The organism is Streptomyces odontotermitis (assembly GCF_050510915.1).
Lineage (GTDB): Bacteria > Actinomycetota > Actinomycetes > Streptomycetales > Streptomycetaceae > Streptomyces.
This window is the reverse complement of the sequence record NZ_JBNJLS010000003.1, coordinates 142,383-167,785: the sequence shown is the minus strand read 5'-3', so window position 1 is coordinate 167,785 and position 25,403 is coordinate 142,383. Positions and strand designations below refer to the sequence as shown.

The 25,403-nt window shown below is 71.7% G+C and carries 24 protein-coding genes and 1 riboswitch; of the genes, 15 read left to right on the top strand and 9 right to left on the bottom strand.

Annotated features, from left to right (window positions below):
• Positions 1-230 precede the first annotated feature (230 nt).
• From ACQB60_RS11545 to thrC, 3 genes are all read right to left on the bottom strand, one after another.
• Positions 231-437: a cold-shock protein gene (locus ACQB60_RS11545; protein WP_003967346.1), complete on the bottom strand. Its 207-nt coding sequence runs from the start codon at positions 435-437 to the stop codon at positions 231-233.
• A gap of 443 nt (positions 438-880) precedes the next feature.
• The gene (locus ACQB60_RS11540) at positions 881-1,156 is read right to left on the bottom strand and encodes a MoaD/ThiS family protein (RefSeq protein ID WP_496925808.1); all 276 of its coding nucleotides are present in this window, start codon (positions 1,154-1,156) and stop codon (positions 881-883) included.
• Positions 1,157-1,193: 37 nt separating this feature from the next.
• Positions 1,194-2,489, bottom strand: a complete 1,296-nt coding sequence (gene thrC, locus ACQB60_RS11535; RefSeq protein WP_496925807.1) for a threonine synthase — start codon at positions 2,487-2,489, stop codon at positions 1,194-1,196.
• Positions 2,490-2,506: 17 nt separating this feature from the next.
• Positions 2,507-2,664: riboswitch (SAM riboswitch) on the bottom strand.
• Positions 2,665-2,820: 156 nt separating this feature from the next.
• Between thrC and ACQB60_RS11530 the strand changes: the two genes are divergently transcribed.
• The 4 genes from ACQB60_RS11530 (at position 2,821) to ACQB60_RS11515 (ending at position 9,222) form a co-directional block, all read left to right on the top strand.
• Entirely contained in the window at positions 2,821-3,765 is a 945-nt protein-coding gene (locus ACQB60_RS11530; RefSeq protein ID WP_496925806.1) for a glucosyl-3-phosphoglycerate synthase, read from the top strand.
• Positions 3,766-3,803: 38 nt separating this feature from the next.
• Positions 3,804-5,906: a DUF7927 domain-containing protein gene (locus tag ACQB60_RS11525; protein WP_496925805.1), complete on the top strand. Its 2,103-nt coding sequence runs from the start codon at positions 3,804-3,806 to the stop codon at positions 5,904-5,906.
• Positions 5,907-6,066: 160 nt separating this feature from the next.
• A complete protein-coding gene (locus tag ACQB60_RS11520) occupies positions 6,067-7,476 on the top strand; it encodes an alpha,alpha-trehalose-phosphate synthase (UDP-forming) (RefSeq protein ID WP_496925804.1) in 1,410 nt (469 codons plus the stop codon).
• A gap of 249 nt (positions 7,477-7,725) precedes the next feature.
• Positions 7,726-9,222: a right-handed parallel beta-helix repeat-containing protein gene (locus ACQB60_RS11515; RefSeq protein ID WP_496925803.1), complete on the top strand. Its 1,497-nt coding sequence runs from the start codon at positions 7,726-7,728 to the stop codon at positions 9,220-9,222.
• Here the strand turns inward: ACQB60_RS11515 and otsB are convergent.
• From otsB to ACQB60_RS11500, 3 genes are all read right to left on the bottom strand, one after another.
• Entirely contained in the window at positions 9,210-10,082 is an 873-nt protein-coding gene (gene otsB, locus ACQB60_RS11510; protein WP_496925802.1) for a trehalose-phosphatase, read from the bottom strand. The genes ACQB60_RS11515 and otsB overlap by 13 nt on opposite strands.
• Before the next feature lie 153 nt (positions 10,083-10,235).
• Positions 10,236-10,508: a DUF3263 domain-containing protein gene (locus ACQB60_RS11505; protein WP_496925801.1), complete on the bottom strand. Its 273-nt coding sequence runs from the start codon at positions 10,506-10,508 to the stop codon at positions 10,236-10,238.
• 9 nt (positions 10,509-10,517) lie between these two features.
• On the bottom strand, positions 10,518-11,783 hold the full coding sequence (locus ACQB60_RS11500; RefSeq protein ID WP_496925800.1) for an ABC transporter substrate-binding protein: 1,266 nt from the start codon (positions 11,781-11,783) through the stop codon (positions 10,518-10,520).
• 224 nt (positions 11,784-12,007) lie between these two features.
• On the opposite strand from ACQB60_RS11500, the gene ACQB60_RS11495 reads away from it, so the two are divergent.
• The 5 genes from ACQB60_RS11495 to ACQB60_RS11475 all read left to right on the top strand — a co-directional run bounded on the left by ACQB60_RS11495 (position 12,008) and on the right by ACQB60_RS11475 (position 17,311).
• Positions 12,008-12,898 (top strand): SIS domain-containing protein, encoded by an 891-nt coding sequence (locus ACQB60_RS11495; protein ID WP_496926168.1) that lies wholly within the window; start codon positions 12,008-12,010, stop codon positions 12,896-12,898.
• A gap of 314 nt (positions 12,899-13,212) precedes the next feature.
• Positions 13,213-14,166, top strand: coding sequence for an ROK family protein (locus ACQB60_RS11490; RefSeq protein WP_496925799.1), 954 nt, complete (start codon positions 13,213-13,215; stop codon positions 14,164-14,166).
• Positions 14,166-15,320, top strand: coding sequence for an N-acetylglucosamine-6-phosphate deacetylase (gene nagA, locus ACQB60_RS11485; protein WP_496925798.1), 1,155 nt, complete (start codon positions 14,166-14,168; stop codon positions 15,318-15,320). The genes ACQB60_RS11490 and nagA overlap by 1 nt, the downstream gene beginning before the upstream one ends.
• A gap of 141 nt (positions 15,321-15,461) precedes the next feature.
• Positions 15,462-16,376, top strand: coding sequence for a 1-phosphofructokinase family hexose kinase (locus ACQB60_RS11480; protein WP_496925797.1), 915 nt, complete (start codon positions 15,462-15,464; stop codon positions 16,374-16,376).
• 80 nt (positions 16,377-16,456) lie between these two features.
• Positions 16,457-17,311, top strand: a complete 855-nt coding sequence (locus tag ACQB60_RS11475) for a class II fructose-bisphosphate aldolase (protein ID WP_496925796.1) — start codon at positions 16,457-16,459, stop codon at positions 17,309-17,311.
• Here ACQB60_RS11475 and ACQB60_RS11470 read toward each other — a convergent pair.
• Entirely contained in the window at positions 17,308-18,279 is a 972-nt protein-coding gene (locus ACQB60_RS11470; protein WP_496925795.1) for a carbohydrate-binding protein, read from the bottom strand. The genes ACQB60_RS11475 and ACQB60_RS11470 overlap by 4 nt on opposite strands.
• Before the next feature lie 110 nt (positions 18,280-18,389).
• Positions 18,390-20,111, bottom strand: a complete 1,722-nt coding sequence (gene cdgB, locus ACQB60_RS11465; protein ID WP_496925794.1) for a diguanylate cyclase CdgB — start codon at positions 20,109-20,111, stop codon at positions 18,390-18,392.
• Positions 20,112-20,405: 294 nt separating this feature from the next.
• On the opposite strand from cdgB, the gene ACQB60_RS11460 reads away from it, so the two are divergent.
• A complete protein-coding gene (locus ACQB60_RS11460) occupies positions 20,406-20,996 on the top strand; it encodes a flavin reductase family protein (protein ID WP_496926167.1) in 591 nt (196 codons plus the stop codon).
• A gap of 84 nt (positions 20,997-21,080) precedes the next feature.
• Here the strand turns inward: ACQB60_RS11460 and arfB are convergent, their stop codons facing one another.
• Positions 21,081-21,512 carry an alternative ribosome rescue aminoacyl-tRNA hydrolase ArfB gene (arfB, locus tag ACQB60_RS11455; RefSeq protein ID WP_496925793.1) on the bottom strand — a complete coding sequence of 144 codons (432 nt, stop codon included), beginning with the start codon at positions 21,510-21,512 and terminating at the stop codon, positions 21,081-21,083.
• Positions 21,513-21,733: 221 nt separating this feature from the next.
• Between arfB and ACQB60_RS11450 the strand changes: the two genes are divergently transcribed.
• The 5 genes from ACQB60_RS11450 (at position 21,734) to ACQB60_RS11430 (ending at position 25,364) form a co-directional block, all read left to right on the top strand.
• Entirely contained in the window at positions 21,734-22,309 is a 576-nt protein-coding gene (locus ACQB60_RS11450) for a TerD family protein (protein WP_289949196.1), read from the top strand.
• Between the two features lie 195 nt (positions 22,310-22,504).
• Positions 22,505-23,326: an SCO4651 family lipoprotein gene (locus ACQB60_RS11445; RefSeq protein WP_496925792.1), complete on the top strand. Its 822-nt coding sequence runs from the start codon at positions 22,505-22,507 to the stop codon at positions 23,324-23,326.
• 86 nt (positions 23,327-23,412) lie between these two features.
• On the top strand, positions 23,413-23,775 hold the full coding sequence (locus ACQB60_RS11440) for a PadR family transcriptional regulator (protein WP_496925791.1): 363 nt from the start codon (positions 23,413-23,415) through the stop codon (positions 23,773-23,775).
• Positions 23,772-24,827: a hypothetical protein gene (locus ACQB60_RS11435; RefSeq protein ID WP_496925790.1), complete on the top strand. Its 1,056-nt coding sequence runs from the start codon at positions 23,772-23,774 to the stop codon at positions 24,825-24,827. Before ACQB60_RS11440 ends, ACQB60_RS11435 begins: the two co-directional genes overlap by 4 nt.
• A 9-nt stretch (positions 24,828-24,836) precedes the next feature.
• Positions 24,837-25,364 (top strand): GNAT family N-acetyltransferase, encoded by a 528-nt coding sequence (locus ACQB60_RS11430; protein ID WP_496925789.1) that lies wholly within the window; start codon positions 24,837-24,839, stop codon positions 25,362-25,364.
• Positions 25,365-25,403: the final 39 nt, after the last annotated feature.

The window sequence follows — 25,403 nt, the reverse complement described above, 5'->3', positions numbered from 1 at the left end:
TGGTTCCTTGCCCCACCCGGTCTGCCGACCTCACCGGCCCGATCCAAGTTCTGTCACTCTCACTCGTAGAGTGCTAACGCCAATGATTAGCACTCGACCCATGCGAGTGCAAGCGGCTCTCACGGATCCCGAACGGGGCGCACCGGCGCGCCCCGGCACGCACGAGGGCCCGTACCCCTCTCGGGATACGGGCCCTCGCCGTGAGTGCCTAGTTGGCCGGACGCGCCAGCTCAGCCGACGGCCAGCTTGACCATGTCCGCCTGCGGACCCTTCTGGCCCTGCGAGATCTCGAACTCGACCCGCTGACCTTCTTCAAGGGTGCGGTACCCGTCCATCTGGATCGCGCTGTAGTGGACGAATACATCCGCACCACCGTCGACCGCGATGAAGCCGTACCCCTTCTCCGCGTTGAACCACTTGACGGTGCCCTGAGCCATGCCTAACTCCCCTATTACTGGCCCTTGCGCAGGACCGCACTTCGCGGACCCGGGTCAGACCTCACGCCCCATTGGTGATGGGGGTGTGCGCCGGAACGCGTCGACCGCGGCTGAATGTATCTGCCCAACTGCCGTCTGCAACAGGTCAATCGGACGAGAATTCTGGGCACGCCCGATCGGTAATATCCGGCGATTCTGCCGGAGTTCAGGGCAAGTCGGGCCCGGCAAATGCCGCAATGAGCCCAAATGGGCAAGGTACTTTGGCTACTTCTGGCGGGCGAGCGGCCGACTTCGTATATGCGCTCGGCACTAACGGCACAGCGTGCTCCTCAACTGTACCGCGCTCAACGACACAGAATTGCCCCCTCCGCTTTCTCCCGGAGGGGGCAATCCGAATAACGCAGAGTTGTTGCGGAAGTCCGCGGACGGACCTCCTTCGCGGCTCAGCCGCCCGCGACGGCGGGAATGATCGAAACGCCCGCGCCGTCCGGCGTCGCGGTCTCCAGGCCCTGCTCGAAGCGCACGTCGTCGTCGTTCACGTACACGTTCACGAAGCGGCGCAGCTTGCCCTGGTCGTCCAGGACGCGGGCGGCGATGCCCGTGTGGTTCTTCTCCAGGTCGGCGATGACCTCACCGAGGGTGGCTCCCTCGGCGGGGACCTCGGCCCGGCCGCCGGTGTAGGTGCGGAGAATGGTGGGGATGCGGACGTTGACGCTCATGGGGTGGGTCCTTCCTGCGGACGCGGTCGTACGTGGATCAGTGGGCCAGGCCCGCGTCGCGGAACGCGTCCAGGCTGGGGCGGATGGTGGCGGTCGCCTGCGAGCTGTCGGCGACGGCGTCCAGCGTCTTGAGGCCGTCGCCCGTGTTCAGCACGACCGTGGTGAGGTTCGGGTCGATGGCGCCCGCCTCGATCAGCTTCTTGGTGACGCCCAGGGTCACGCCGCCCGCCGTCTCGGCGAAGATCCCCTCGGTCTGGGCGAGCAGCTTGATCGCGTCCACGACCTGCTCGTCGTTCACGTCCTCCACGGCACCGCCCGTGCGGCGCGCGATGTCCAGGACGTACGGGCCGTCGGCCGGGTTGCCGATCGCGAGGGACTTGGCGATCGTGTTCGGCTTCTGCGGGCGGACGACGTCGTGGCCGCCCTTGTAGGCGACGGAGACCGGCGAGCAGCCCTCGGCCTGGGCCCCGAAGAGCTTGTAGGGCTTGTCCTCGACGAGGCCGAGCTTGATCAGCTCCTGCAGCCCCTTGTCGATCTTCGTGAACTGGGAGCCGGAGGCGATCGGGATGACCAGCTGGTCGGGCAGCTGCCAGCCGAGCTGCTCGCAGATCTCGTACGCGAGGGTCTTGGAGCCCTCTCCGTAGTACGGCCGCAGGTTCACGTTCACGAAGCCCCAGCCCTCGCCCAGCGGGTCGCCGATGAGCTCGGAGCAGAAGCGGTTCACGTCGTCGTAGTTGCCCTCGATGGCGACGAGGTCACCGCCGTAGACACCGGCCATGACGACCTTGCCCTGCTCCAGGTCGTGCGGGATGAAGACGCAGGAGCGGAAGCCGGCGCGGGCGGCGGCGGCGCCGACGGCACCGGCCAGGTTGCCGGTCGAGGAGCAGGACAGGGTGGTGAAGCCGAAGGCGCGCGCGGCCTCGATGGCCTGCGCGACGACGCGGTCCTTGAAGGAGTGCGTGGGGTTGCCGGAGTCGTCCTTGACGAACAACTTGCCCTGCGCGACGCCCAGTTCACGGGCGAGGTTGTCGGCCTTGACCAGCTTCGTCCAGCCCGGGTTCAGGTTCGGCTTCTCGGCGACGTCGGCCGGGACGGGCAGCAGCGGGGCATAGCGCCAGACGTTGGCGGGGCCGGACTCGATCTGCTTGCGGAGGGCTTCCGGGCCAGTGGCCGGGAAGTCATAGGCGACTTCGAGGGGGCCGAAACACTCGGCGCAGGCGAAGATCGGGCCGAGCTCGAAGCGGGTTCCGCACTCACGGCAGGAGAGGCCGGAGGCCGGACCGAGGTCTACGGGGGTGGTGGTACCAGTGGTGGCGACAGTCTGCACAGCCATGGAGGCGAGGCCCTTTCTCCTCATCTTCCCCGCGACGCACTTCGCCGCGAGACGGAATTGGCACCTTCCCTAGCCGGGAGCCTCGCGGTGTCGACGTTGCGGCGTCGCCACGAGACCGGCTGGAGGGTTGCCGGGGCTTCAACGGGCCGTATCCCTCTGCCCCTCTGGATGAGCGGTATTCGGTTGTTGGTCTTCGGTTCGCCCTCTCGGGCGGCGGCGACCCCCGACATGCGATGGTCACCGGCCTTGCTCAAGACTGTAACCGACGGCCAGGACCCTTGAGATAGTCGTCCGAACCGCGAGATGGATCACAATTAAGGAGCCGCTGACCGTGCTGGAAGAAGTCGAGCGCTGGCTGAGCAGGCGTTCCTGGTCCGTGGCCGACCGTCCGCTCGATGAGCTCCTCGCCGCGAAGCGGGCCTGTGGCACCACCGTGAGCGTCGTCCTGCCCGCCCTCGACGAGGAGGAGACGGTCGGTGACATCGTCGCCGAGATCCGCCGCGAGCTGATCGAGAAGGCCCCGCTCGTCGACGATCTCGTGGTGATCGACTCCGGCTCGGCGGACGGCACCGCGAAGGTCGCGCGCGAGGCAGGTGCCCGTGTCATACACCGGGACGAGGTGCTGCCCCGGATTCCGGTGGTCCCCGGTAAGGGTGAGGTCCTGTGGCGCTCGCTCCTCGTGACGAGCGGCGACATCGTGTGCTTCGTCGACGCGGACCTCAAGGAGTTCTCGGCGGACTTCGTCTCGGGCATCGTCGGGCCGCTCCTGACCGACCCGGACGTGGAGTTCGTGAAGGCGATGTACGACCGCCCCCTCGGTGGCTCCGCGGGCCAGGGCGGCCGGGTCACCGAGCTGATGGCGCGGCCGCTGCTCAACTTCCACTGGCCCCGGCTGGCCGGGTTCGTCCAGCCGTTGGGCGGCGAGTACGCGGCGCGGCGCTCGCTCCTGGAGCGGCTGCCCTTCCCCGTCGGGTACGGGGTGGAGCTGGGCCTGCTCGTCGACGCGCTGCACACGGTGGGCCTGGACGCGCTCGCGCAGGTCGACGTCGGGGTGCGCAGGCACCGGCACCAGGACGGGCAGGCGCTCGGGCGGATGGCGGCGGCGATCTACCGGACGGCACAGCTGCGCCTGGCCCGCGGGCACCTGGTGCGGCCCGAGCTGACCCAGTTCGTGCGCGGGGAGCACGGCTTCGAACCGCGCACCTACGCGGTGGACACGGAGGAGCGGCCGCCGATGTCCGGCATCGAGGAGTACGCGGCCAGACGCGTGGCGTAACGGCAAGCGATCATGCGCTTTGCCTAAATTTCCCATTTATGTGGGTTAGACAAGCAGTCCGAAAGCTCGCCGCGGCCCTGGTCGTCTCGGCCACCGCGACCACCGCCCTCGCGGCCGCGCCCTCCCCGGCCTCCCCGGCCTCCCCGGCCTCCGCCGAGGTCATCTCCCCCTTCACCAAGCGCTATGACGAATCGCTGTACGGGGACTTCAAGACCGTCGGCAACGCCGTTCTCGACTGCCCGACGAGCCCGGCGGACGTGGCCGCGGCCTGCAAGGAGACCCAGCGGGCCGAGGGCACCAAGAACAACAACAACTTCGTCGAGCACCGCATCAACACCGCGGGCCTGACCGGCACCTTCGACTCCAGCACCGGTCGGGTCACCGTCCCGCCGGGCGCGAAGGTCGACTACGCCCGGCTGTTCTGGGGCGGCAACGCGGGCACGCACCGCTTCGGCAGGACCGTCCGCGACATCTGCGACCTCAACCGCGAGGGCAACAAGCCGGTGGACAAGGCGCCCGGCGACCCCCTCACCACCCGCCCCGTCATCCGCGTCGACGGCGGCACCGAGTCCCGGGTGAACGTGGAGAACGCGGTCCGCTCCCCCAATGCCACCCAGGGCCCGCACTACTACACCGCCGAGGCCGACGTCACGAGCTCCTTCGCGGGCGTCAGGACCGGCAGCCCCGTCGAGGTGGCCGTCGGCGACGTCTGGGCGCCGACCGGCCAGGGCTGTGTGGGCGGCTGGTCGCTCACCGTGGTCTACAAGTACGACGGCCCCAACGCGCAGTACGCGCCGGACCGGCGCAACGTATACATCTGGGGCGGCCACGTCATCCAGCGCTCGGTCAGGAAGAAGGCCGTGGCCGCGGACGCCTCCACCACCGTTCCCGTCGACGGCTTCTACCGCACCGACGGCGACATCCACGCGAGCGTGACGGCGTACGAGGGCGACTGGAACACCAAGGGCGACCAGTTCCTCGTCGACGGCAGGCCCGTCGCCGAGTCGCACACCGGCAAGACCGACAACTTCTTCATCAGCGAGGACGACGGCGCGCTCAACCCGAAGTACCGCAACAACCTGAGCATCGACGCGAAGGCTTTCGAAGTGCCGGACGGCGCCGTTCCCGTGGGCGCCACCTCCGCGAAGCTCACCTTCACGAGCACCGGCGACGTCTACGTCCCCTCGCAGCTCGCGCTCTCCGTGCCGGTGCCGGACCTGGAGGTCACCAAGACGGCCTCGCCCGCGAAGGTCGCGCCCGGCGGCACCCTGACGTACACGATCAAGGCGAAGAACATCAGCAAACTCCCCTACCCGGGAGCCAAGTTCAGCGACGACCTGAGCGACAACCTCGACGACGCGACGTACAACGACGACGCCAAGGCGAGCATGGGCACCGTCTCGTACGCGAAGCCGAGGGTCAGCTACGTCGGTGACATCCCGGCGGGGCAGACGGCGACCGTCACGTACTCGGTGAAGGTCAACGACCCGGTCAGTGGTGACGGCAAGCTGCGCAACAACGTCGACGTGGAGTCCCCGCGCTCCAACTGCGACGAGGACAGCACCGACCCGAACTGCGGGGCGGCGCCGCAGATCGTGAAGTCCCCGCAGCAGCCGCCCGTCACCGTCGTCAGCCACCCGCAGACCCCGGTCGCGCCCGCCTGCTCCTCCGTGAAGAACACCATCACGGTGCGGAACAAGTCGGCCCGTGACCGCACCGGCGCCACCGCGTCCTGGCCGGTCAAGCCCGGTTCCTCGGAGCCCGTCGCCAGCAGCGGCACGGTGACGAAGAAGGGCTCCACCTACACCTGGACCGGCGACGTGAAGGCGCACGGCACCGTCACGATCACGCAGAACGTCAAGGTGTCCTGCACGCCCGGCGAGGTCACCGTCATCACGGTGACGGCGCCCGGCAGCAACTGCTCCAAGACGATGCGCGGCGGCGACGACCCGTGCACCACGGCGATCCTCTCCCAGCGCATCCAGGGCCGCCCCGGCCCGCACGAGCCGCAGCACCCCGGCGGCGCCGAACTGGCCGAGACCGGTGACGACTCCTCCGCCCTCCTGTACGCGGGCCTCGCGGCCTCGCTGTGCGGGCTCGGGGTCCTCGCGCTCGCGGCGGTGCGCAGCCGCAGGGACTGACGCGCCGAGGGACTGACGCGCCGAGGGGCCGAGGAACCGAGAGACTGACGCACCCTCACCCACCCCTTCCTGCACAGCCGGGGACGGCCGGACTCGCCAAAGAGTCCGGCCGTCCCCATCCGCACGTTTGAGCGTTTCCGGGACAGGCTAGTTTCGCTGCATGGTCTCCGAGCAGTCAGCACAGTCGGCACAGTCCCAGGTTCTCGTCGCGTCCAACCGCGGCCCCGTTTCGTACGAGGCGGCGGACGACGGCACTCTCACCCCCAAGCGCGGCGGGGGCGGCCTCGTCTCCGCGCTCAGCGTCGTCGAGGACAAGCTGTGGGTGTGCGCGGCGCTGAGCGACGGGGACCGCGAGGCGGTGCGGCGCGGGGCCGGAGAGCCCGGCGTGCGGATGCTGGACATCGACGCCGACGTGCACGCGGACGCGTACAACGGCATCGCGAACTCGGTGCTGTGGTTCGTGCACCACATGCTGTACCAGACGCCCCTGGAGCCGTCGTTCGGAACGGAGTTCCGGCGCCGCTGGGCGTCGTACGAGGCGTACAACCGCGCCTTCGCGGAAGCGCTCGCGGAGGAGGCGGCGCCGGGGGCGACGGTGGTGGTGCAGGACTACCACCTGGCGCTGGTGCCGGGAATGCTGCGCGAGTTGCGGGACGACGTGCGGATCGGGCACTTCTCGCACACCCCCTGGGCGCCCGTCGACTACTTCCGGATGCTGCCGGACGACATCGCGGAGCAGCTCCTGCGCGGCATGCTCGGCGCGGACCGGCTCGGCTTCCTCACCTCGCGGTGGGCGGACGCGTTCACGGACTGCTGCGTGCGGATCCTCGGCGGGACGTCGGGCACCCGGATCGGGGTGCACGGCCTCGGCGCCGACGCGGACTTCCTGCGGGAGCGGTCGCGGCGGGACGACGTGGAGGAGCGGATCGGGGGGCTGCGGGAGCAGATCGGCGGGGACGCGGCCGGGGACGGGGCGCGGAAGGTGATCGTCCGGGTGGACCGGACGGAGCTCTCGAAGAACATCGTGCGGGGGCTGCGGGCGTACGAGCTGCTGCTCGAGACGCGGCCCGAGTGGCGGGAGCGCGTGGTGCACCTCGCGTTCGCGTATCCGTCGCGGCAGGACCTCGCGGTGTACCGCGACTACACGGCGGAGGTGTCGCGGGTCGCGGAGTCCATCAACTCCCGCTTCGGCACGGAGGGTTGGACCCCGGTGATCCTCCACGTCAAGGACGACTTCGCGCGCTCCCTCGCCGCGTACCGGCTGGCGGACGTGGCGCTGGTGAACCCCATCCGGGACGGCATGAACCTCGTCGCCAAGGAGGTTCCCGTGGTGTCGGACGAGGGGTGTGCGCTGGTGCTTTCGCGGGAGGCGGGGGCGTTCGCGGAGTTGGGGGAGGATGCGGTGGTCGTGAATCCGTATGACGTCACGGGGACGGCGGGGGCGCTTCATGAGGCGCTGACCATGCCGGTGGAGGAGCGGGCCGAGCGGACGAAGCGGCTGGCGGCTGCGGCTACGGCGCTGCCGCCGGGGCAGTGGTTCCTGGACCAGCTGCGGGCGCTGGACGCCTGACCCTGCGGGGCCTTTTCCCCAACCCCGCCCCTTCCCGAATCCGCGACTCCGTCGCACTGGGTGGGCCCTTATCGCCTTAAGGGCTCGTCCTCAATCGCCGGACGGGCTATCCCTATGGGCGGGTGGGCCGGCGCTTGAGGACGAGGCCGCTGGATCGGGTAGGGGCGGGGTTGGGGAAAAGTTGCGTCCAACAGCAACCGCGGTTTGTCCATGGGCCCTTGAGGGGGTGCCCGACTACGTTCCGGGGCCATGCCCCTACGTACCCTCCTGCTGGCCACCGCCCTGGCCGCAGCCGCCACCCCCACGGCGACCGCCGCACCGGGCGCCCCCACCACCTACTACCTCGACTGCCAACGCGGCGACGACGCCGCGAGCGGCACCTCCCCCGCCACCGCCTGGCGCACCCTCGCCCAGGCGAGCGCCCACACCTACGCCCCGGGCGAGCGCCTGCTCCTCAAGCGCGGCACGCGGTGCGACGGCGTGCTCGCGCCCCAGGGGAAGGGCGCGGAGGGGGCGCCCGTGCGGATCGACGCCTACGGGAGCAAGAGGGCGGGCAAGCCGCACATCGAGGGCGGGGGCGCCCGCGCCGCGCTGCTCCTCGGCAACACCGAGCAGTGGGAGATCCGCAACCTCGACCTCTCCAACACCGGCCCCGCCACCACCACCGACCGCCGCGCGGGCCTCTACGTCGAGCTCACCGACTACGGCGTCGCCCACCACTTCGTCGTCGAGGGCGTCGACGTCCACGACGTCAACGGCGCCGACTTCAAGGACCCGGACCCGAGCGGGGGCATCCTCTTCACCGTGAAGGGGTCCACCACCCCCACCCGGTTCGACGGCATCCGCGTCGACCGCTCCACCGTCCGCCACGTCGACCGCACCGGCATCGCCACCTCCTCCACCTGGAAGCGCACTTCCGGGGCCGGTCACATGCAGTCCACCGACGTCCGGTTCACGCGCAACAAGGTGTACGACGTCGGGGGCGACGGCATCGTCGTGCAGAAGGCGCGCGGCGCCCTCGTCGAGCGCAACCGCGTCGACGGGTTCAACATGCGGTCGGCCGGCTACAACGCCGGGGTGTGGGCCTGGGACGCGGACGACGTGCTGTACCAGTACAACGAGGTCAGCGGGGGGCACGGGACCCGGGACTCCATGGCGTACGACATCGACGGCGGCAACAACCGCAACGTCTACCGGTACAACTACAGCCACGACAACGAGGGCGGCTTCCTGCTCGTCTGCAACGCCGAAGGCATGGTGAGCGACGGGAACCGCGTCCACGACAACATCAGTGTCAACGACCGGAACACCGCCTCGCCCTACGGCGTCGTCTCCGTCGTCTGCGGCGCTTCCACCGATACGCGGATCTACCGCAACACCATCGTCACCAACAGGTCCGACACCGCCCTCGTCTCCAACAACGGCCCCACGGGCGTCACTTTCGAGGACAACGTGTTCGTGGGGGCGGCCTCCGGCCAGGGGTCCCCGATCCGCGACACCGTGAGCACCTTCCGCAACAACCTCTACTGGCGCACCGACCAGCCCCGTGACACCGCCGGCGTCCGCGCCGATCCGCTGCTCCGGTCCGCCGCACCGGGCGCCCCCGACGACGTACGCCTGAAGGACGGCTCACCCGCGCGCGGGGCCGGGTCCGTGGACGGAGACGGGGGCGACGGGACCACGCACGACTACTTCGGGAATCCGATTCCCGACCCGCCCAACATCGGTGCGGATCAGTCGAGTTGAGCGGAGAGTTGAGCGGAGACCGCCCGCAGCAGGGCCACCACGCCCTCCGGGCCGTCCACCACCAGGTCCGCGCGGCCCGCGAGTTCGGCGACCTCCGGGCTGCCGCTGCACACCTTCAGGCCCGCGATCCGGTCGGAGCGGAGCTTCTCCACGGCCGCGAAGGCGGTGAGGTCGCCGAGGTCGTCGCCCGCGTACAGGACGGACTCGGCGCCCACCTCGCGGACGTAGTCGGCAAGGGCGACGCCCTTGTCCATGCCGGGCGGGCGGAGCTCAAGGACCAGGCGGCCCGGTTCGACGATCAGGCCGTGGCGGGAGGCGAGTTCGGCGAGGGGCGCGCTCAGTTCGTCGAAGGCGGCCTGCGGGTCCTTCGCGCGGCGCGTGTGGACGGCGAGGGCGCGGCCCTTCTCCTCGATCCAGATGCCGCTCCAGGCGCCGATCGCGTCGAGGAATCCGGGGAGTTCGGCGCGCACGGAGGCGACGCCGGGGTGCGGGTCCGCGGCGCGCACCGTGCCGGTGACCGCGTCCCAGCGCTCCGCGCCGTAGTGCCCGAGGACGACGAGGTGTTCCAGGCCCGGGACGCCCGCGAGACCGCCGTAGCGGACCGCGACGCCCGCCGGGCGGCCGGTGACGATGGCGACCGAGCACAGCTTCGGCGCGAGCGCGGCGAGCGTGGGGACCGCCTCCGGGTGGGCGCGGGCCTGCTCGGGGTCGGGCACGATCGGCGCGAGCGTGCCGTCGAAGTCGAGCGCGATCACGGCCTGTTGGGGGCGCGCGAGCAGCGCGGCGAGGCCGTCGCGGCCCGCCGCGGTCACGGGCTCGGGCACGGTCAGCGAGCGCCGGGAGTACTGAGGGTCACCCATGGGCCTGACCTTACTGCCCGCCGCCGGGGAGCGCCCGACGCCCTTTCACGTCCCGGTCAGGACGATGGGGGTCCTGGTCAGGGCGATGCGGGTCCCGGTCAGGGCATTACGGGCCGTTTCCGGCACGCCGCCGTACGCGCTGCGCGGCCCGGTTCAGCGCTCGTCGCGCCGCGTCTGCCGGGTGGCGCGCAGGCGGTTGACCGTCACCGGGTCGTGCTCGAGGGCGCGCCGGTCGTCCAGGAGGGCGTTCAGGAGCTGGTAGTAGCGGACCGGCGCCATGCCGAGCTCCTCGCGGATCGCGCGCTCCTTGGCGCCGGGGCCGGGCCAGTTGCGCCGCTCCAGGGCGAGGACGGCCCGCGCCTGCGCGCCCAGCCCCCGGTCCCCGCTCTCCGTGCCGCCGTCGCCGGTGCCGTCGCTGGTCGTCATGCCCTCACGCTATTCCGAGTTCTCCTCGGCCTGGGCCGCCCGCTGGATCTGGCCGAGCGTCGACTGCGGATTGCCGTTCGGGCCGACCGTCTTGCCGATGTACTTCTTGATGTCGACGGACACCCCGGCCCAGGACGTGTGGCCCACCGGGTAGAGGCGCGAAGTCGGCAGCTCCTTCAGGAACTTGTCGAGGTCGGCCTTGCTCTTGTCGTCCGCCATCACCTGCGAGGCGGACGTGGTGACCGGCAGCAGGTCGTACTCGCGGCTGAACTCCAGGACGTTCTTCTCGCTGTAGACGTAGTCGAGGAACGTGCCGATCTCCTTGCGGTGACCGTGCTGCTTGAACGCCATCATCCAGTCGGCGACGCCCATCGTCGCCTCGGAGTTGCCGTTCACGCCGGGCATCGGCACCATGCCGAACTTGACGCCCTTCTTGGCGGCCATCTTCATCAGCGTGGGGTGGCCGTTGAGCATGCCGACGTCACCGCGCGTGAACGCCGCGAACGCCTCCGCGCGGTTCAGCTTGCCGGGCTCGGTCGGGCCGGTCAGGCCCTTGCCGACGAGTTCGTCGCGCAGCCACGTGAACGTCTTCACGTTCAGCTTGGAGTCGATGTCGTACGAGCCGACGTTGTCGGTGTAGCCACCGCCGCCGCTGAGCAGCCACTGCAGGGTCTCGGCCTGCGCCTCCTCGCGGCCGAGCGGCAGCGCGAACGGGAACTTCACGCCGCGCGCCTTGAGCACCTTGGCGTCGGCGGCGAGCTCGGACCAGCTCTGCGGCGGGTCGAGGTTCGCGTCCTTGAAGAGCTTCTCGTTGTAGAAGAGCAGGCGCGTGGAGCCGGCGAACGGCATGCCGTACTGCGTGCGGTCGACCTCGCCGGCCTGGGCGAGGGGGGCGAGGAAGTCGGACTGCGTGGCGATGGAGAGCAGCTCGTCGGCGGTGTAGAGCTTCTTCTGCGCGGCGTAGTCCGCGTACGCGCCGATCTGGGCCAGGTCCGGGGCGTCGCCCGCCTTGACCATCTCCTTGACCTTGCGGTCCACGTCGGTCCAGGAGTAGACGCTCACCTCGACCTTGATGTTCGGGTGCGCGGCCTCGAACTTCTTCGCCAGCCTGTCCCAGTACTTCTGCGAGCTGTTCGCGGCGGAGTCGCCGTAGTCGGCGGCCACCAGCTTGAGGGTCACGTCGTCCGATCCGCCCGGACCGCCACAGCCGGCGAGGACCGCCGCCAAGCCCAGCGCGGCACCAGCCGCGGTTATCCCTGTCACGCGCCGCTGCACTGCTGTCCCACCCTGTTCCTCAACTCCATGAACTGCGAGTTTCTCCCGCGTCCCGACACAAGGTCTACACCACCCCAGTATCACTTCTGCAACGGTGTGCCCCCATTGCCCGGTCGGGCCCGGGGCTGCTAAGCACAGCTCGTTCCCGCACGACGCTCAAGTACCGCACCAGCAAGGAGCTTTGACTCATGTCGTCCACGTCTTCCGTGCCTGCCACGCCTTCCATGTCGCGTACGTCCGCAGAAATAGCCACCCAGCCCGATTGCTGGCGGCGCGCGGCCCGGGCCGCCGAGGAGTTCGACGGCCTGCCGAAGCCGGGCGAGCGGGTCGCGGTGACCGGCTGCGGTACGTCCTGGTTCATGGCGATCGCGTACGCGGCGCTGCGGGAGGCCGCGGGGCAGGGCGAGACGGACGCGTTCGCGTCCTCGGAGTTCCCGGCGGGCCGCCCGTACGACCGGGTGGTGGCGATCACCCGGTCCGGCACGACGACCGAGGTCCTGGAGCTGCTCGGCGAGCTGAAGGGCTCGGTGGCGACGGTGGCGCTGACGGCCGACCCGAAGACTCCCGTGATGCAGGCGGCGGACGCGGTGGCGGTCCTGGACTGGGCGGACGAGGAGTCCGTCGTCCAGACGCGCTTCGCCACGACGGCGCTGGCGTTCCTGCGGGCGGGGCTCGGGGAGCTGCCGGGGGTGAAGGCCGTGTCCGAGGCGGCGGCGGACGCGGAGCTGGCGGTGGCGGAGCCGCTGGCCGACGCCGTGGTGGGCGCGGAGCAGTGGACGTTCCTCGGGCGGGGCTGGACGTACGGGCTCGCGCTGGAGGCGGGGCTGAAGATGCGGGAGGCCGCGGGGGCGTGGACGGAGTCGTACCCGGCGATGGAGTACCGGCACGGGCCGATCTCCATCACCGGGCCCGGGCGGGTGGCGTGGATGTTCGGGGAGCTTCCCGAGGGGCTCGCGGGGGACGTCGCCCGGGTGGGCGGGGAGCTGGTGACCAGTGAGCTGGACCCGCTGGCCGATCTGATCCGGGCGCAGCGGCTCGCTGTGGCGCTGGCGGAGTCCCGTGGGTTCGACCCGGACCGGCCGCGCAACCTGACGCGCAGCGTGATCCTGAGCTAGGCCGCCGCCCGGCCTCCGGCGGTTCCTTTCCCCGACCCCGCCCCTTCCCGGCTGCATCTATTAGCGCGCTCCGCGCGCGCAGGGGGCTCCGCCCCCAGACCCCCGGACAGGCCGGCCTCTCAGCCCGTCCGGCGATTGAGGACGAGGCCGTCCAGGCCGATCGGGGGTCTAGGGGCGCAGCCCCAGGAGGCCCACCCAGGGGCGACGGAGTCGCCGGATCGGGAAGGGGCGGGATCGGGGAAAGGACCTTTGACCCGCAACCCACCCCCGAAGTGGACTAGACCTTTCGCGGTCCCGGCGCGAGACTGTCCCCCGTGAAACATGTCATCGCCCTCGACGTGGGCGGCACCGGAATGAAGGCCGCCCTGGTCGGGGCGGACGGCACCCTGCTGCACGAGTCGCGCCGCCCGACCGGCCGGGACCGCGGCCCCGACGCGGTCGTCGAGTCGATCCTCGGGTTCGCCGAAGACCTCCGCGCCCACGGCGTGCAGGCGTTCGGCGAACCCGCGGCCGCGGCCGGCGTCGCCGTGCCCGGCATCGTCGACTCCGGTCGCGGCATCGCCGTCTACGCCTCCAACCTCGGCTGGAGCGACGTCCCCCTGCGCGAGCTCCTCAGCGCCCGCCTGGACGGCCTCCCCGTCGCCCTCGGCCACGACGTCCGCTCCGGCGGCCTCGCCGAGGGGCGGATCGGGGCGGGGAAGGGAGCCGAGCGGTTCCTGTTCGTGCCGCTCGGCACCGGGATCGCCGGGGCCATCGGCATCGGCGGCGCCATCGAGCCCGGTGCGCACGGCTCCGCGGGCGAGATCGGCCACATCGTCGTACGCCCGGACGGGCCGCCCTGCGGCTGCGGGCAGCGCGGCTGTCTGGAGCGGCTCGCCTCCGCCTCCGCCGTGAGCCTGGCCTGGGCCGAGGCGAGCGGGGACCCGGACGCGGACGCGGCGGACTGCGCCAAGGCCGTGGAGTCCGGCGACCCGCGCGCCCAGGAGGTCTGGCGGAACGCCGTCGACGCGCTCGCCGACGGGCTGCTCACCGCCCTCACTCTGCTGGACCCGAACACCCTGATCATCGGTGGCGGGCTCGCCGAGGCCGGGGAAACCTTGTTCACACCGCTCCGGGCGGCCGTCGCGCGCCGCATCGTGACCTTCCAGACGCTCCCCGAGATCGTCCCCGCGGCGCTCGGGGACACCGCCGGGTGCCTGGGCGCGGGCCTGCTCGCCTGGGACCTGGTCAGTCCGCACTCTTCCCACCCCACGGAGGTAACCACCTGATGGCCACTAGCAAGGTTCTCGCCGGGGCTCAGGTGGTCCTGCCCACCGGTACCGTTCCGAACGGCCGCGTCATCGTCGAGGGCGGCAGGATCGCGGGCGCCGCGCCCGCGGACGCCGAGGTCCTCGACCTGACCGGCCACTGGCTGGTCCCCGGCTTCGTCGACATGCACAACCACGGCGGCGGTGGCGGCTCCTTCACCTCCGGCACCGTCGACGACATCCTCACCGGCGTCCACACCCACCGGCTGCACGGCACCACCACCGTCGTCGCCTCCTTCGTCACCGGCTCGATGGACTTCCTGACCCAGCGCGCCGGGCTCCTGTCCGAGCTGGCCGAGCAGGGGGAGATCGCGGGCATCCACTTCGAGGGCCCGTTCATCTCGCCGTGCCGCAAGGGCGCCCACGACGAGACGCTCCTGCGCGACCCCGACCCGGCCGACGTGCGCAAGCTCGTCGACGCGGCCCGCGGCCAGGCCCGCATGGTCACGCTCGCCACCGAACTGCCCGGCGGCATCGACTCGGTGCGGCTGCTCGCCGAGCACGGCGTGATCGCGGCGATCGGGCACACCGACGCCACGTACGAGCAGACCGTGGAGGCCATCGACGCGGGCGCCACCGTCGCCACGCATCTGTACAACGCCATGCCCACCCTCGGGCACCGTGCCCCCGGGCCCATCGCCGCGCTCCTGGAGGACGAGCGGATCACCGTCGAGCTGATCAACGACGGCACGCATCTGCACCCCGCCGCCTTCGAGCTTGCCTTCCACCACGCGGGGGCCCATCGGACCGCGCTCATCACCGACGCCATGGACGCCGCCGGCTTCGGCGACGGGCGGTACATGCTCGGCCCGCTGGAGGTCGAGGTGAAGGACAGCGTGGCGCGGCTCGTCAGTCCTGATGGCGCCGGCTCCATCGCCGGGTCCACCCTCACCCTCGACCGCGCCTTCAAGCGGTCCGTCACCGTCGACCGGCTCTCCGTCGAGGACACGGTCCGGGCGATCTCCGCGAACCCGGCGAAGCTCCTCGGCGTCTACGACCGGGTCGGCTCCCTGGAGCCCGGCAAGGACGCCGACGTCGTGGTCCTGGACGCGGACTTCTCCCTCAAGGGCGTGCTCCGCAAGGGCGAATGGGTGGTTCAGCCCCAACTTGGGTGATTTCAGCTCATGTTGAACGCCGTATGAACGGCAGGCGGTTGGTCCGGAGGTCTGGGCCAGCCGCCTCCTTTTTGGCATGATCGCCTCCGGCAAGGCCACCACGTCGTACAGACGTTCATGCGTTCTCGGGGGTGAAGTGCAGTGATCCTCACGGTCACCCTGAACACCGCCCTCGACATCACCTACCGCGTCCCCGCCCTCACCCCACACGCCTCACACCGCGTCACCGAGGTCACCGAGCGGCCCGGCGGCAAGGGCCTGAACGTGGCCCGGGTGCTCGCCGCGCTCGGCCACGACGTGACCGTGACCGGCTTCGCGGGCGGCGACACCGGCGCCACCCTGCGCACCCACCTCGCGGGCGACGGAGCCCGCCTCACCGACGCCCTCGTCCCCGTCGCGGGCCCCACCCGCCGCACCGTCGCCGTGGTCGACTCCGCGAGCGGCGACACCACGCAGCTGAACGAGCCGGGTCCGACGGTCACCGCCGACGAGTGGACCGCGTTCCTCGACATGTACGAGGAGTTGGTGCGCGACGCGGCGGCCGTGGCCCTGTGCGGCAGCCTGCCGCCGGGGGTGCCCGTGGGCGCGTACGGCCTCCTGGTGCGCGCGGCGCGGTCCGCCCGCGTGCCGGTCCTCCTGGACACCAGCGGCGAGCCGCTGCGCCGCGGCGTCGCCGCCCGCCCCGACATCGTCAAGCCGAACGCCGACGAACTCGCCGAGCTCACCGGCTCCCACGACCCGGCCCAGGCCACCCGCGACGCCCGCCGCAGGGGCGCGCACTCCGTCGTCGCCTCGCTCGGCGCCGAGGGGCTGCTCGCGGTGACGCCGGACGGCAGCTGGCAGGCGGCCCCGCCCGGTCCCGTGCGCGGCAACCCCACGGGCGCGGGCGACTCCGCGGTCGCGGGCCTGCTCTCCGGCCTGGTCGAGGAACTCCCGTGGCCCGGACGCCTGTCGCGGGCGGTGGCCCTCTCGGCGGCCACGGTGGCGGCGCCCGTGGCGGGCGAGTTCGACCCGCCGACGTACGAAGACCTGCTGACGCGGATAGCGGTGACCTGACCGACGCGGACGGCAGTGACCTGACGGCCCCGCGCGGCCAGGAGTGAACGGGCCGTCGCGGCCCGGGAATTGGGGAGAACGTGCCACTCGTATCCACCGGCGAACTCGTCGCCGACGCGCGCACCTCCGGGCGCGGCGTCGCCGCCTTCAACGTGATCACCCTGGAGCACGCGGAGGCGATCGCCCACGGCGCCGAGCAGGCCGGTGCCCCCGCGATCCTCCAAGTCTCCGAGAACGCCGTGAAGTTCCACGGCGGCGGCCCCTGTGGACTCTCCGCGATCGCCGCGGCGGCGACCGCGGTGGCGCGCGCCTCCACCGCTCCCCTCTCCCTGCACCTGGACCACGTGATGGACGTGGACCTGCTGCGGGCCGCGCACCCCGAGGGCTTCAGCTCGGTGATGTTCGACGCGTCGAAGATGAGTTACGGGGACAACGTCAAGGCCACGGCGGACGCGGTGCGCTGGGGCCATGAGCGGGGCATCTGGATCGAGGCCGAGCTCGGCAAGGTCGGCGGCAAGGAGGGCGAGGCCCCGCTGGACGCGCACGCCCCGGGGGTGCGGACCGATCCCGCGGAGGCGGCCGCCTACGTCGCCGACACGGGCGTGGACGCCCTCGCGGTGGCGGTCGGCTCCTCGCACGCGATGACGGAGCGCACGGCGGCCCTGGACCACGAGTTGATAGCCGCCCTGCGCGCCGCGGTCCCCGTCCCCCTCGTCCTGCACGGCTCAAGTGGCGTGCCGGACGCGGAGATACGGCAGGCGGTGGCGTCCGGCATGGTGAAGATCAACGTCGGCACGGCGCTCAACACCGCGTTCACGGGCGCGGTCCGCGAGTACCTCGCCGGGGACGCGAAGGGCGTCGACCCCCGCAAGTACCTCGCCCCCGCGCGCGAGGCGATTGCGGGGACGGTGCGGGGGTTCCTGGGGCTGCTCTAGCCCTTGACCAGCCACATCTGGTCGAGGTTCGCCCCGCAGATGCTGGACTGGTCGCAGGCCAGCGAGAGGGTGTTGGTGCCCTTGTTGAGCTGGACCATGCCCCAGGTCTTGGTCCAGCCCTTCTCCCAGTCGCCTTCCTTGGCGTGGGCGAAGTTCTTCATGCTGAGCGGGCGGGTCTGCATGTCGCCGTTCACGACGAGCTTGGCGTTGGCGTCCTTGCCGGGCACCCCGTAGCTCACCCAGAGCTTGTACGTGCCGTCCTTCGGGATGCCGTTGACGGTCCAGGTGACCTGGGCGCCGGCCTTGTCGAGCCCCGCCACGTACACCCCGCCCGCGGCCTTCGCGCCCTTGATGTCGGAGGCCGTGCTGGTGCCGCCCTCCAGCTTGAGGGCCTTGGCGTCGGTCTCGGGGAGCTCGGCGTCGTCCTTGGGCTCGTCGGACGGCTTCTCGCTGGGCTTCACCGAGTCGGCGGCCGTCGGGGACGAACCCGCCTCCGGCTCGTCCTTCTTGTCGTCGCCGCCGAAGAGCATCGCGGCGCCGATCCCGATGGCGACGGTGCAGACCACGGCGATCGCACCGATCAGCAGACCCTTGGTGTTGGGCCCGCGGCCCCGGCCGCCGCCCCCGGCCTGCGGCACGGGGCGCGTCGACGGGGGCATCCCGCCGGGCTGGGTCTCGGGCGCCGCGTAGTGGGCGTTCGGCTCGCCGTAGGGCTGCTGCGGCGGCACCTGCGCCTGGCCGTACGCGGCGGTCGGCTGCTGCTGGCCGTACTGGCGCTCGCCGACCGTGCGGACCTGGTTGTACGAGTACGAGGAGCGGGAGCCGGGACCCGGGTAGCCGTAGCCGCCGCCTCCGCCCGGAGGCGTGGCGCCGTTCGCCTGACCGTCGGCGTACAGATAGCCGAAGGGGTCGTCGTCGCCCTCTGGCGCGCTCGGCGTGGGCTCGCCGTTATTGCCGGGCGTCGTCATTGCCAGGTCACTCCCTCATATCGCTGACCGGGCGAGCCTACCCGGTCCGCGCACACCCAAGGGGTGGCCTTGGCCTCAGCCACAAGCCCGCAACGGCCCGACAAAACGGGTCATCCCGCGCGTCGGTGCTGCTTGGCGCGGGACCGCTTCTCGACGTACATCCGCTGGTCGGCGGAGTGCAGCACCTCGTCGGCCGACATCCCGCAGTGGGCCCAGCCGATGCCGAAACTGGCGCCGACGCGGACCGCCCTGCCGTCCACGCGGATCGGCGGAATGATGGCGTTCCGCAACCGGACCGCAAGGTCCTGGGCGTCCGCGCGGCCGAGCCCGTCGGCGAGCACCACGAACTCGTCGCCGCCGAGCCGCGCCACCGTGTCCCCGTCCCGCACCCCGCTGGTGAGGCGCCGGGCCACCTCGATGAGGACGGCGTCGCCGGTGTGGTGCCCGAAGCGGTCGTTGATCGACTTGAAGCCGTCGAGGTCGCAGAAGAGGACGGCGAGGCCCTTCGTGCCGTCGTCCGCGCCCGATCCGTCGTCGCCGGGCGCGACGGTGTGGACGTGGTGGTCGAAGCCGTCGCCCTGGTGCGGCCCGCCGTAGTCGTAGCCGTGTCCACCGTGCCCGCCGTGCCCGTGCCCGCCGTGCCCGCCTCCGTGGGCCAGGGCCGCGGTGTCGTAGCCACCGTCCCGGTAGCCGCCGTCGCCGTAGGCCGCGTCGAGGGAGTCGACGGCGCTGGGCTGCGGCGACTGGGGCCTGCGGCAGAGGCGGGCGCTGAGCCGGGTGCGCAGCTCGGCGGAGTTGGGCAGTCCGGTCAGGGCGTCGTGCGAGGCGCGGTGGGCGAGCTGGAGCTCGCGGCGCTTGCGCTCCTCGATGTCCTCGACGTGGGTGAGCAGGAAGCGGGGCCCGTCGGCGGCGTCGGCGACGACGGAGTTGCGGAGCGAGACCCACACGTACGTCCCGTCGCGCCGCCCGAGCCGCAGCTCCGCGCGGCCGCCCTCGGCCGAGGTCCGCAGGAGCGTGCCGATGTCCTCGGGGTGCACGAGGTCGGAGAAGGAGTACCGACGCATCGCCGACGCGGGGCGCCCGAGGAGGCGGCACAGCGCGTCGTTCGTCCGCAGGATCCGCCCGTGCTGGTCGCCGCCCATCTCGGCGATGGCCATGCCGGACGGCGCGTACTCGAAGGCTTGGCGGAACGACTCTTCGCTGGCCCGCAGCGCCTGCTGCTCGCGCTCCAGGCGGACGAGGGCGCGCTGCATGTTGGCCCGGAGGCGGGCGTTGCTGATCGCGATGGCGGCCTGGAAGGCGTACATCTGCAGGGCCTCGCGGCCCCAGGCGCCGGGCCGCCGTCCGTTGCGCGGCCGGTCGACGGATATGACGCCGATGAGCTCGCCGCCGGAGCCCCCGGTCGCGTACATGGGCGCGAAGAGGCGGTCGGCGGGGTGCCACTCGTCCTCGAAGCGGGGCTGCGGGCCGTCGGTGTACCACTGCGGCACGTCGTCCTCGTCGAGGACCCAGCCCTCGGTGTGCGGGATGTAGCGGAGGGCGCCCCATGCCTCGCCCATGGCCAGGCGGCGCTCCCAGGCGTCGCGGGAGCCGACGCGGCCGGTGATGAGGGCCTCGGCGGCGGAGTTCCCGGCGAAGGCGGCGACGACGAGGTCCCCGTCGGGCCGCACGAGGTTCACGCACGCCAGCTCGTAGCCGAGGCCGTTGACGACGCCGTCGGCGACGGTCTGCAAGGTGTCGGCCAGGCTCCGGGCCGTGTTCAGGTCCGCCACGACCTGATGCAGCTGCCGCAGGGTCGCAAGACGGACGTACGGCTCCGACTCGCTCTCCATGCTCGCTCTCCCCGAGACCTCGACAGCAACTCCAGGATTCGCAGCGTCCTCAGTAGCCTTCGGCGTCTTCTCCTCTGTCCGATTGCCACCGTCACTGAATCACAGTGAGCTGCTCACTCGGTACACAGGGTCAACAAAATATGGGTCCTGTGACTCAAGTCACAGGTGGGAGACCGGTGTTGGGCCGGTGTTGGGCCGCTGTCGGACCGGCGTCGGTCCTAGGACCTCACTCGGCCCTTGGCCCGATGCGGCGGCGCCACGGCCGGGGCTAGCGTCGTGGCCGTGGTTACCGCACTGAAGAGTTCACCGTCCGGTCCGCCGTCAAGTTCCCCCTGGGGACCCGCTCCCGGCAGGCATCCTGAAGGGGTGAGCAACGACGAGTTCCGAGCCGCGATGTCCCGGCTCGCCGCGGGCGTGGTCCTGGTGACCGCGCACGAGCCCCCGCTGGACCCGGACGACCCGGACGCCCCCGGCGGCGAGGACGTCGGCATGACGGCGACGGCGTTCCTGTCCGTCTCCCTCGACCCGCCCCTGGTCATGGTGAGCCTGCGCGAGGGCTCCCGGATGGACGACCTGCTGGCCGAGCAGCCGCTGTGGGCGGTCTCGGTCCTCGCCGAGAGCCAGCGCCACATCGCGGGCCGCTTCGCGATGAAGGGCCGCATCAGCGACCGTCTCCTCTTCGAGGACATCCCGTACGCACGAGGGGAGAAGTCCGGCGCCCCGCTGGTGGGCGGCGCGCTCGCGACGCTGGAGTGCCGAACCGAGCAGACGGTGCAGGCGGGCGACCACACGCTGGTGATCGGGCGGGTGCTCACGGCGGGGGTGCCGAGTGCGGACGGGGGGCCGCTGACGTATTTCAGGGGGAAGTACCGGCAGCTGGGCTGAGCACCTCAGGCGCTTCAGGCACTTCAGACACCTCAGGCGCTTCAGACCCCTCGGGCACCTCGGGCACGTCAGGGCCAGGGAGGCTCAGGTCCACCCGCGCCCCGACCGCCCCTGCTTGGTTTCGCTCCGCTGCTTCTTGTTCCTCAACCGCCGCTCGTTGATCCCCCGCGGGATCTTCGTGGCGCGCCGCGGCTTCGGCGGCGGGGCCGTCGCCTCCGCCAGCAGGGAGGCGAGCCGCGTGGCCGCCATCTCCCTGTTCCGCCACTGGGAGCGGTGTTCCGACGCCCGTACGCTGATGACGCCGTCCACGAGGCGGGGCGCGAGCCGCTCCAGGGCCCGCTGCTTCCACACCTCCGGCAGCGCCTCGGTCTTCGCGAGGTCGAACCGCAACTCCACTTGTGAGTCGCTGGTGTTCACGTGCTGCCCGCCGGGGCCGCCGGAGCGCGAGAAACGCCACATGAGCTCGGCCTCCGGCAGGGAGACCGAGCCGCGGATGACGTGCGGTCGGCTGGACATGCCCCCATGGTCCCGCACATGTCCGGTCCACGTCACACGGTTTACGCCCCGGCTGCGGGGGCCGCGGGGCGGGCCGGGTAAAGAAAGTAAAGCGAGGTGCGCGGAAGTGGAACCTTGGGGACCCCCGTCGGCGTTCATAGGAGTACCGGTAGCTTCGTCCCCAGTACGAAGCCCCTACGCACAGCCTGTGCGTACGCAGACAAGGGAAGGGACTCCCAACAATGGCAGTAAGCCTGTCCAAGGGTGGCAACGTCTCGCTCACCAAGGAGGCTCCGGGCCTGACCGCCGTCACCGTGGGCCTCGGCTGGGACGTCCGCACCACCACCGGTACCGACTTCGACCTGGACGCCTCCGCGATCGCGGTGAACACGCAGGGCAAGGTCTACTCGGACGCCCACTTCGTCTTCTTCAACAACAAGGCGACGCCGGACCAGACGATCGTCCACACCGGCGACAACGTCACCGGCCAGGGCGAGGGCGACGACGAGCAGATCAACGTCAACCTCGCCGGTCTGCCCGCCGACATCGAGAAGATCGTCTTCCCGGTCTCGATCTACGACGCGGAGAACCGCTCGCAGAACTTCGGCCAGGTCCGCAACGCGTTCATCCGCATCGTGAACCAGGCCGGCGGCACCGAGATCGCCCGCTACGACCTCTCGGAGGACGCCGCCACGGAGACCGCCATGGTCTTCGGCGAGCTGTACCGCAACGGCGCGGAGTGGAAGTTCCGCGCGGTCGGCCAGGGCTACGCCTCCGGCCTCGTGGGCATCGCCCAGGACTTCGGCGTGAACGTCTGAGTCCCGCTTGAGAGTTGAGAGCGCCCCGGCCGTGGAGGAAGCGGCCGGGGCGCTTTCGCGTCCGGTGGCCTGCTCCCTGCTGCCTTCTACCTGCTACGGCGCTGACGCACCGCCCGTGAGAAGGTGCTCCTCCCCCCACGTCACGATCCGAGCTGCGTCCGTGGGGAGAGCCTGATGAGAAGGATGAGAAGACCGTTGAGACCGGGTGCGGGACTGGGTGCGGGACTGGGTGCGGGGATCCTGCTGTGTGCGGGAGTCACCGGGTGTTCGCTGGTGGGCGGTGACGGCGGCGGCGAGAAGGACCTGAAGGGGGCCGGGGCGCCTTCGGCGGTCCATGGCGAGGCCGTACGGGCCGCGGTCGCGCGGACCAGCCGTGGCACCGCGCGCGTGGTCGAGCGCGTGGACGTCGGGGACGGGGAGAAGACGTACACCCTCACCGTCACCGGACGCTTCGACTTCGCGGCCGGCAACGGCCGGCTCGAGGTGGACTTCCCCGGCGGCGCCGTCGACCACGTCGAGGAACGCTTCGTGGGCGACACCGTGTACGTGAGCCCTCTCGCGGAAGCCGACGGGGCCTGGGCCGCCGTCCCGCGGGACGAGGCCAAGGCCCACGCGGCGCTCCGGGCGCCGCTCAACGACCCCGAACACGTGCTGCGCCAGGTCGCCGCGGCGCGCAAGGTCTCCCGGGAGGGCGGGGCGACCGTCGGCGGACGGCGCACGACCCACTACCGGGGCACGCTCGACCACGCCACGGCCACCCTCCGCCTCGACGAGCGGACGAAGCGGACCGCCACGAAGATGCGCGAACTGCTCGAAGGGGACCTCCCCGTCTACGCGGACACCTGGGTCGACGGACAGGGCCGCCTGGTCCGCGCCCGCCTGTCCTTCTACGGGGGCTCCCTCCACTCCTCCGTGACGCTGGACCTCCCCGGCCAGGGCGAGCCGATGAAGCCGGTCACCCGGCCGACGGGCGAGGTGACCGCGGTGCGCCCGCCGTCCGGCGTCCTGCTGGGCTGAACCTGCTTGATCGAGGGGCTTGCCCGGGCGGTCGGCTCGACTATTCTGGTTTCTGTAATAGTCCGCAGACCAGAAGAGGGAGCCCCGTGGCCGCCGCGACACCCGCCGCCCCGCCCGCCCCGTGGACCCGCGCCGCCCTCCCCCTCTGCCTGCTCGGCATCCTCGACAGCGAGGAGAAGAGCTACGGGTACGCCCTGTTGAGCCGGCTCGACGGGGCGGGGCTCGGGGGCGTCAGAGCCGCCACCCTGTATCCGGCGCTCACCCGCCTCGAAGAAGAGGGCTGCGTCGCCGTCGAGTGGGGAGCGGGCGAGGGCGGGCCGGGGCGGAAGTACTACCGGATCACCGACGAGGGGCGGGCGCGGCTGCTGCGGGAGCGGGCCGCGTGGGGGGACTTCCATCGTGCCGTCGCCGCCCTCGCCGGAGGAGCGGCCATCGAGGGGGAAGCATGACCAAGACCGGGAAAGCCGAGCCGAGTTGGGCCCGGGAGGCGGACGAGGAGTGGGCCGCCGTCGTCGAGCTGCGGCTCGTGCTCGACCATGACGCGCCCGCCGGGCTCGCCGACACCGTCCTCGCCGAGGCCCACGAGGTCGTCACGGAGGCCGGGCTGCCCGCCGAAGAGGTGCTCGGCGCCCCGGAGGCGTACGCACGCGCCGTCGCCCGCGAGCGCATCAGCGAGGAGCGGCGCGCGCGGGTCGACGCCCACGGGCTGCTGCCGGGCGAGCGCGTCACCGCCTCGCTCGCCGTCCTCGGCGGGGTCGGGCTCATCCTGTCCGTCGTGCGGTGGTTCGAGAACGGGCTGTGGGCAGACGTGAGCGGGGAGGGGATCGCCTTCTTCCTCACCGTCGTGGGTGTCGTCGTCCTCGGCACCCTCGCCTTCGTCGCCCGGGCCACCGGGCGGACGCGGGCCTCGTGGGGGCTCCTCGCCGGAGCCGTCGCCGCGGTGGGCGCCGGGGCCGCGGTGGCCACCCTCGTACCGGACGAGCGGCTCTTCTCCGTGCCCCGGCCCGTGCTCGCGCTCGGGTGCGTGGCGTGGATGTGGGGCGCGGTGGCGTTCCCGGACGCCGTGCTCGACCGGTGGTTCGCGCCCGCGCCCGTGGAGGGCGACGACGCGCGGTGGCTCGACCGGCTCGGCGGGCTGCTGCGCGGGCGGCACGCGATGCGGGCCGCCGAGGCCCGCGGGCACGTGCGCGAGGCCCGCCAGCACCTCGCCGCGTCCGGCGAACGCGCCGCCGACGCCTTCGGGGACGTCGAGGTGTACGCCCTCCGGCTCGCCGAAGGCCCCGCCAGGGAAGGGCGGCTGGCCCGGCGGAAGCTGTACGGGGCGACGGCGCTCGGCGCGCTCTTCGCCGCCACCGTGCTCGTGGACGACGTCCGCGACCCCGACCCGGCGTCCTTCTGGTTCTGGCTGCACTGCGCGGCGGGCGCCTACTGGGTCGGGTACGTGGTGCGCGGCTGGTGGCGGCTGCTCGCCCCGGGCCCGCGGCGCCCCGAGACCGACTAGCCTGCCGCCGTGCTCATCGAACCCCTGGCCGTCACCGTGGACCACGGCACCCCCGACATCCCCGCCGAGGTCCTCACCGAACTCACCGCCCTCTACGCCTCCAACCGCGCCTTCCACGCGCTCAGCGGCGACTTCCCCGACCCCGACGACATCCGCCCCGAACAGGTCGCCGCCGCCCTCGCCGACGACCTGGCCCACCCGGACGCGGAGGTGCTGCTCGCCCGCTCCGAGGGGCGGCTCGTCGGAGTCGCGGTCACCCTGGCCCGGCACCCCGACCCGGCCGACCCGGACCCGTGGATCGGGCTCCTCATGGTGGACGCGGGGCGTCAACGGAGCGGGTACGGGCGGGAGTTCGCGAGCGCCGTCGAGGAGCGGTTCCGGGCGGCGGGACGGGATGCCGTGCGGCTCGCGGTGCTGGCGAACAACCCGGCCGGGCTCGCCTTCTGGACGGCGCTCGGCTACGAGGTCATCGACCACCGCGAGGACAAGGCACTCCACCGCCCCTGCGCCGTCCTGCGCAAGTCCCTCAACTCATAGGGGCGTTAAGGGAGTACGGGCGTGCGGGCGTGCGGGCGT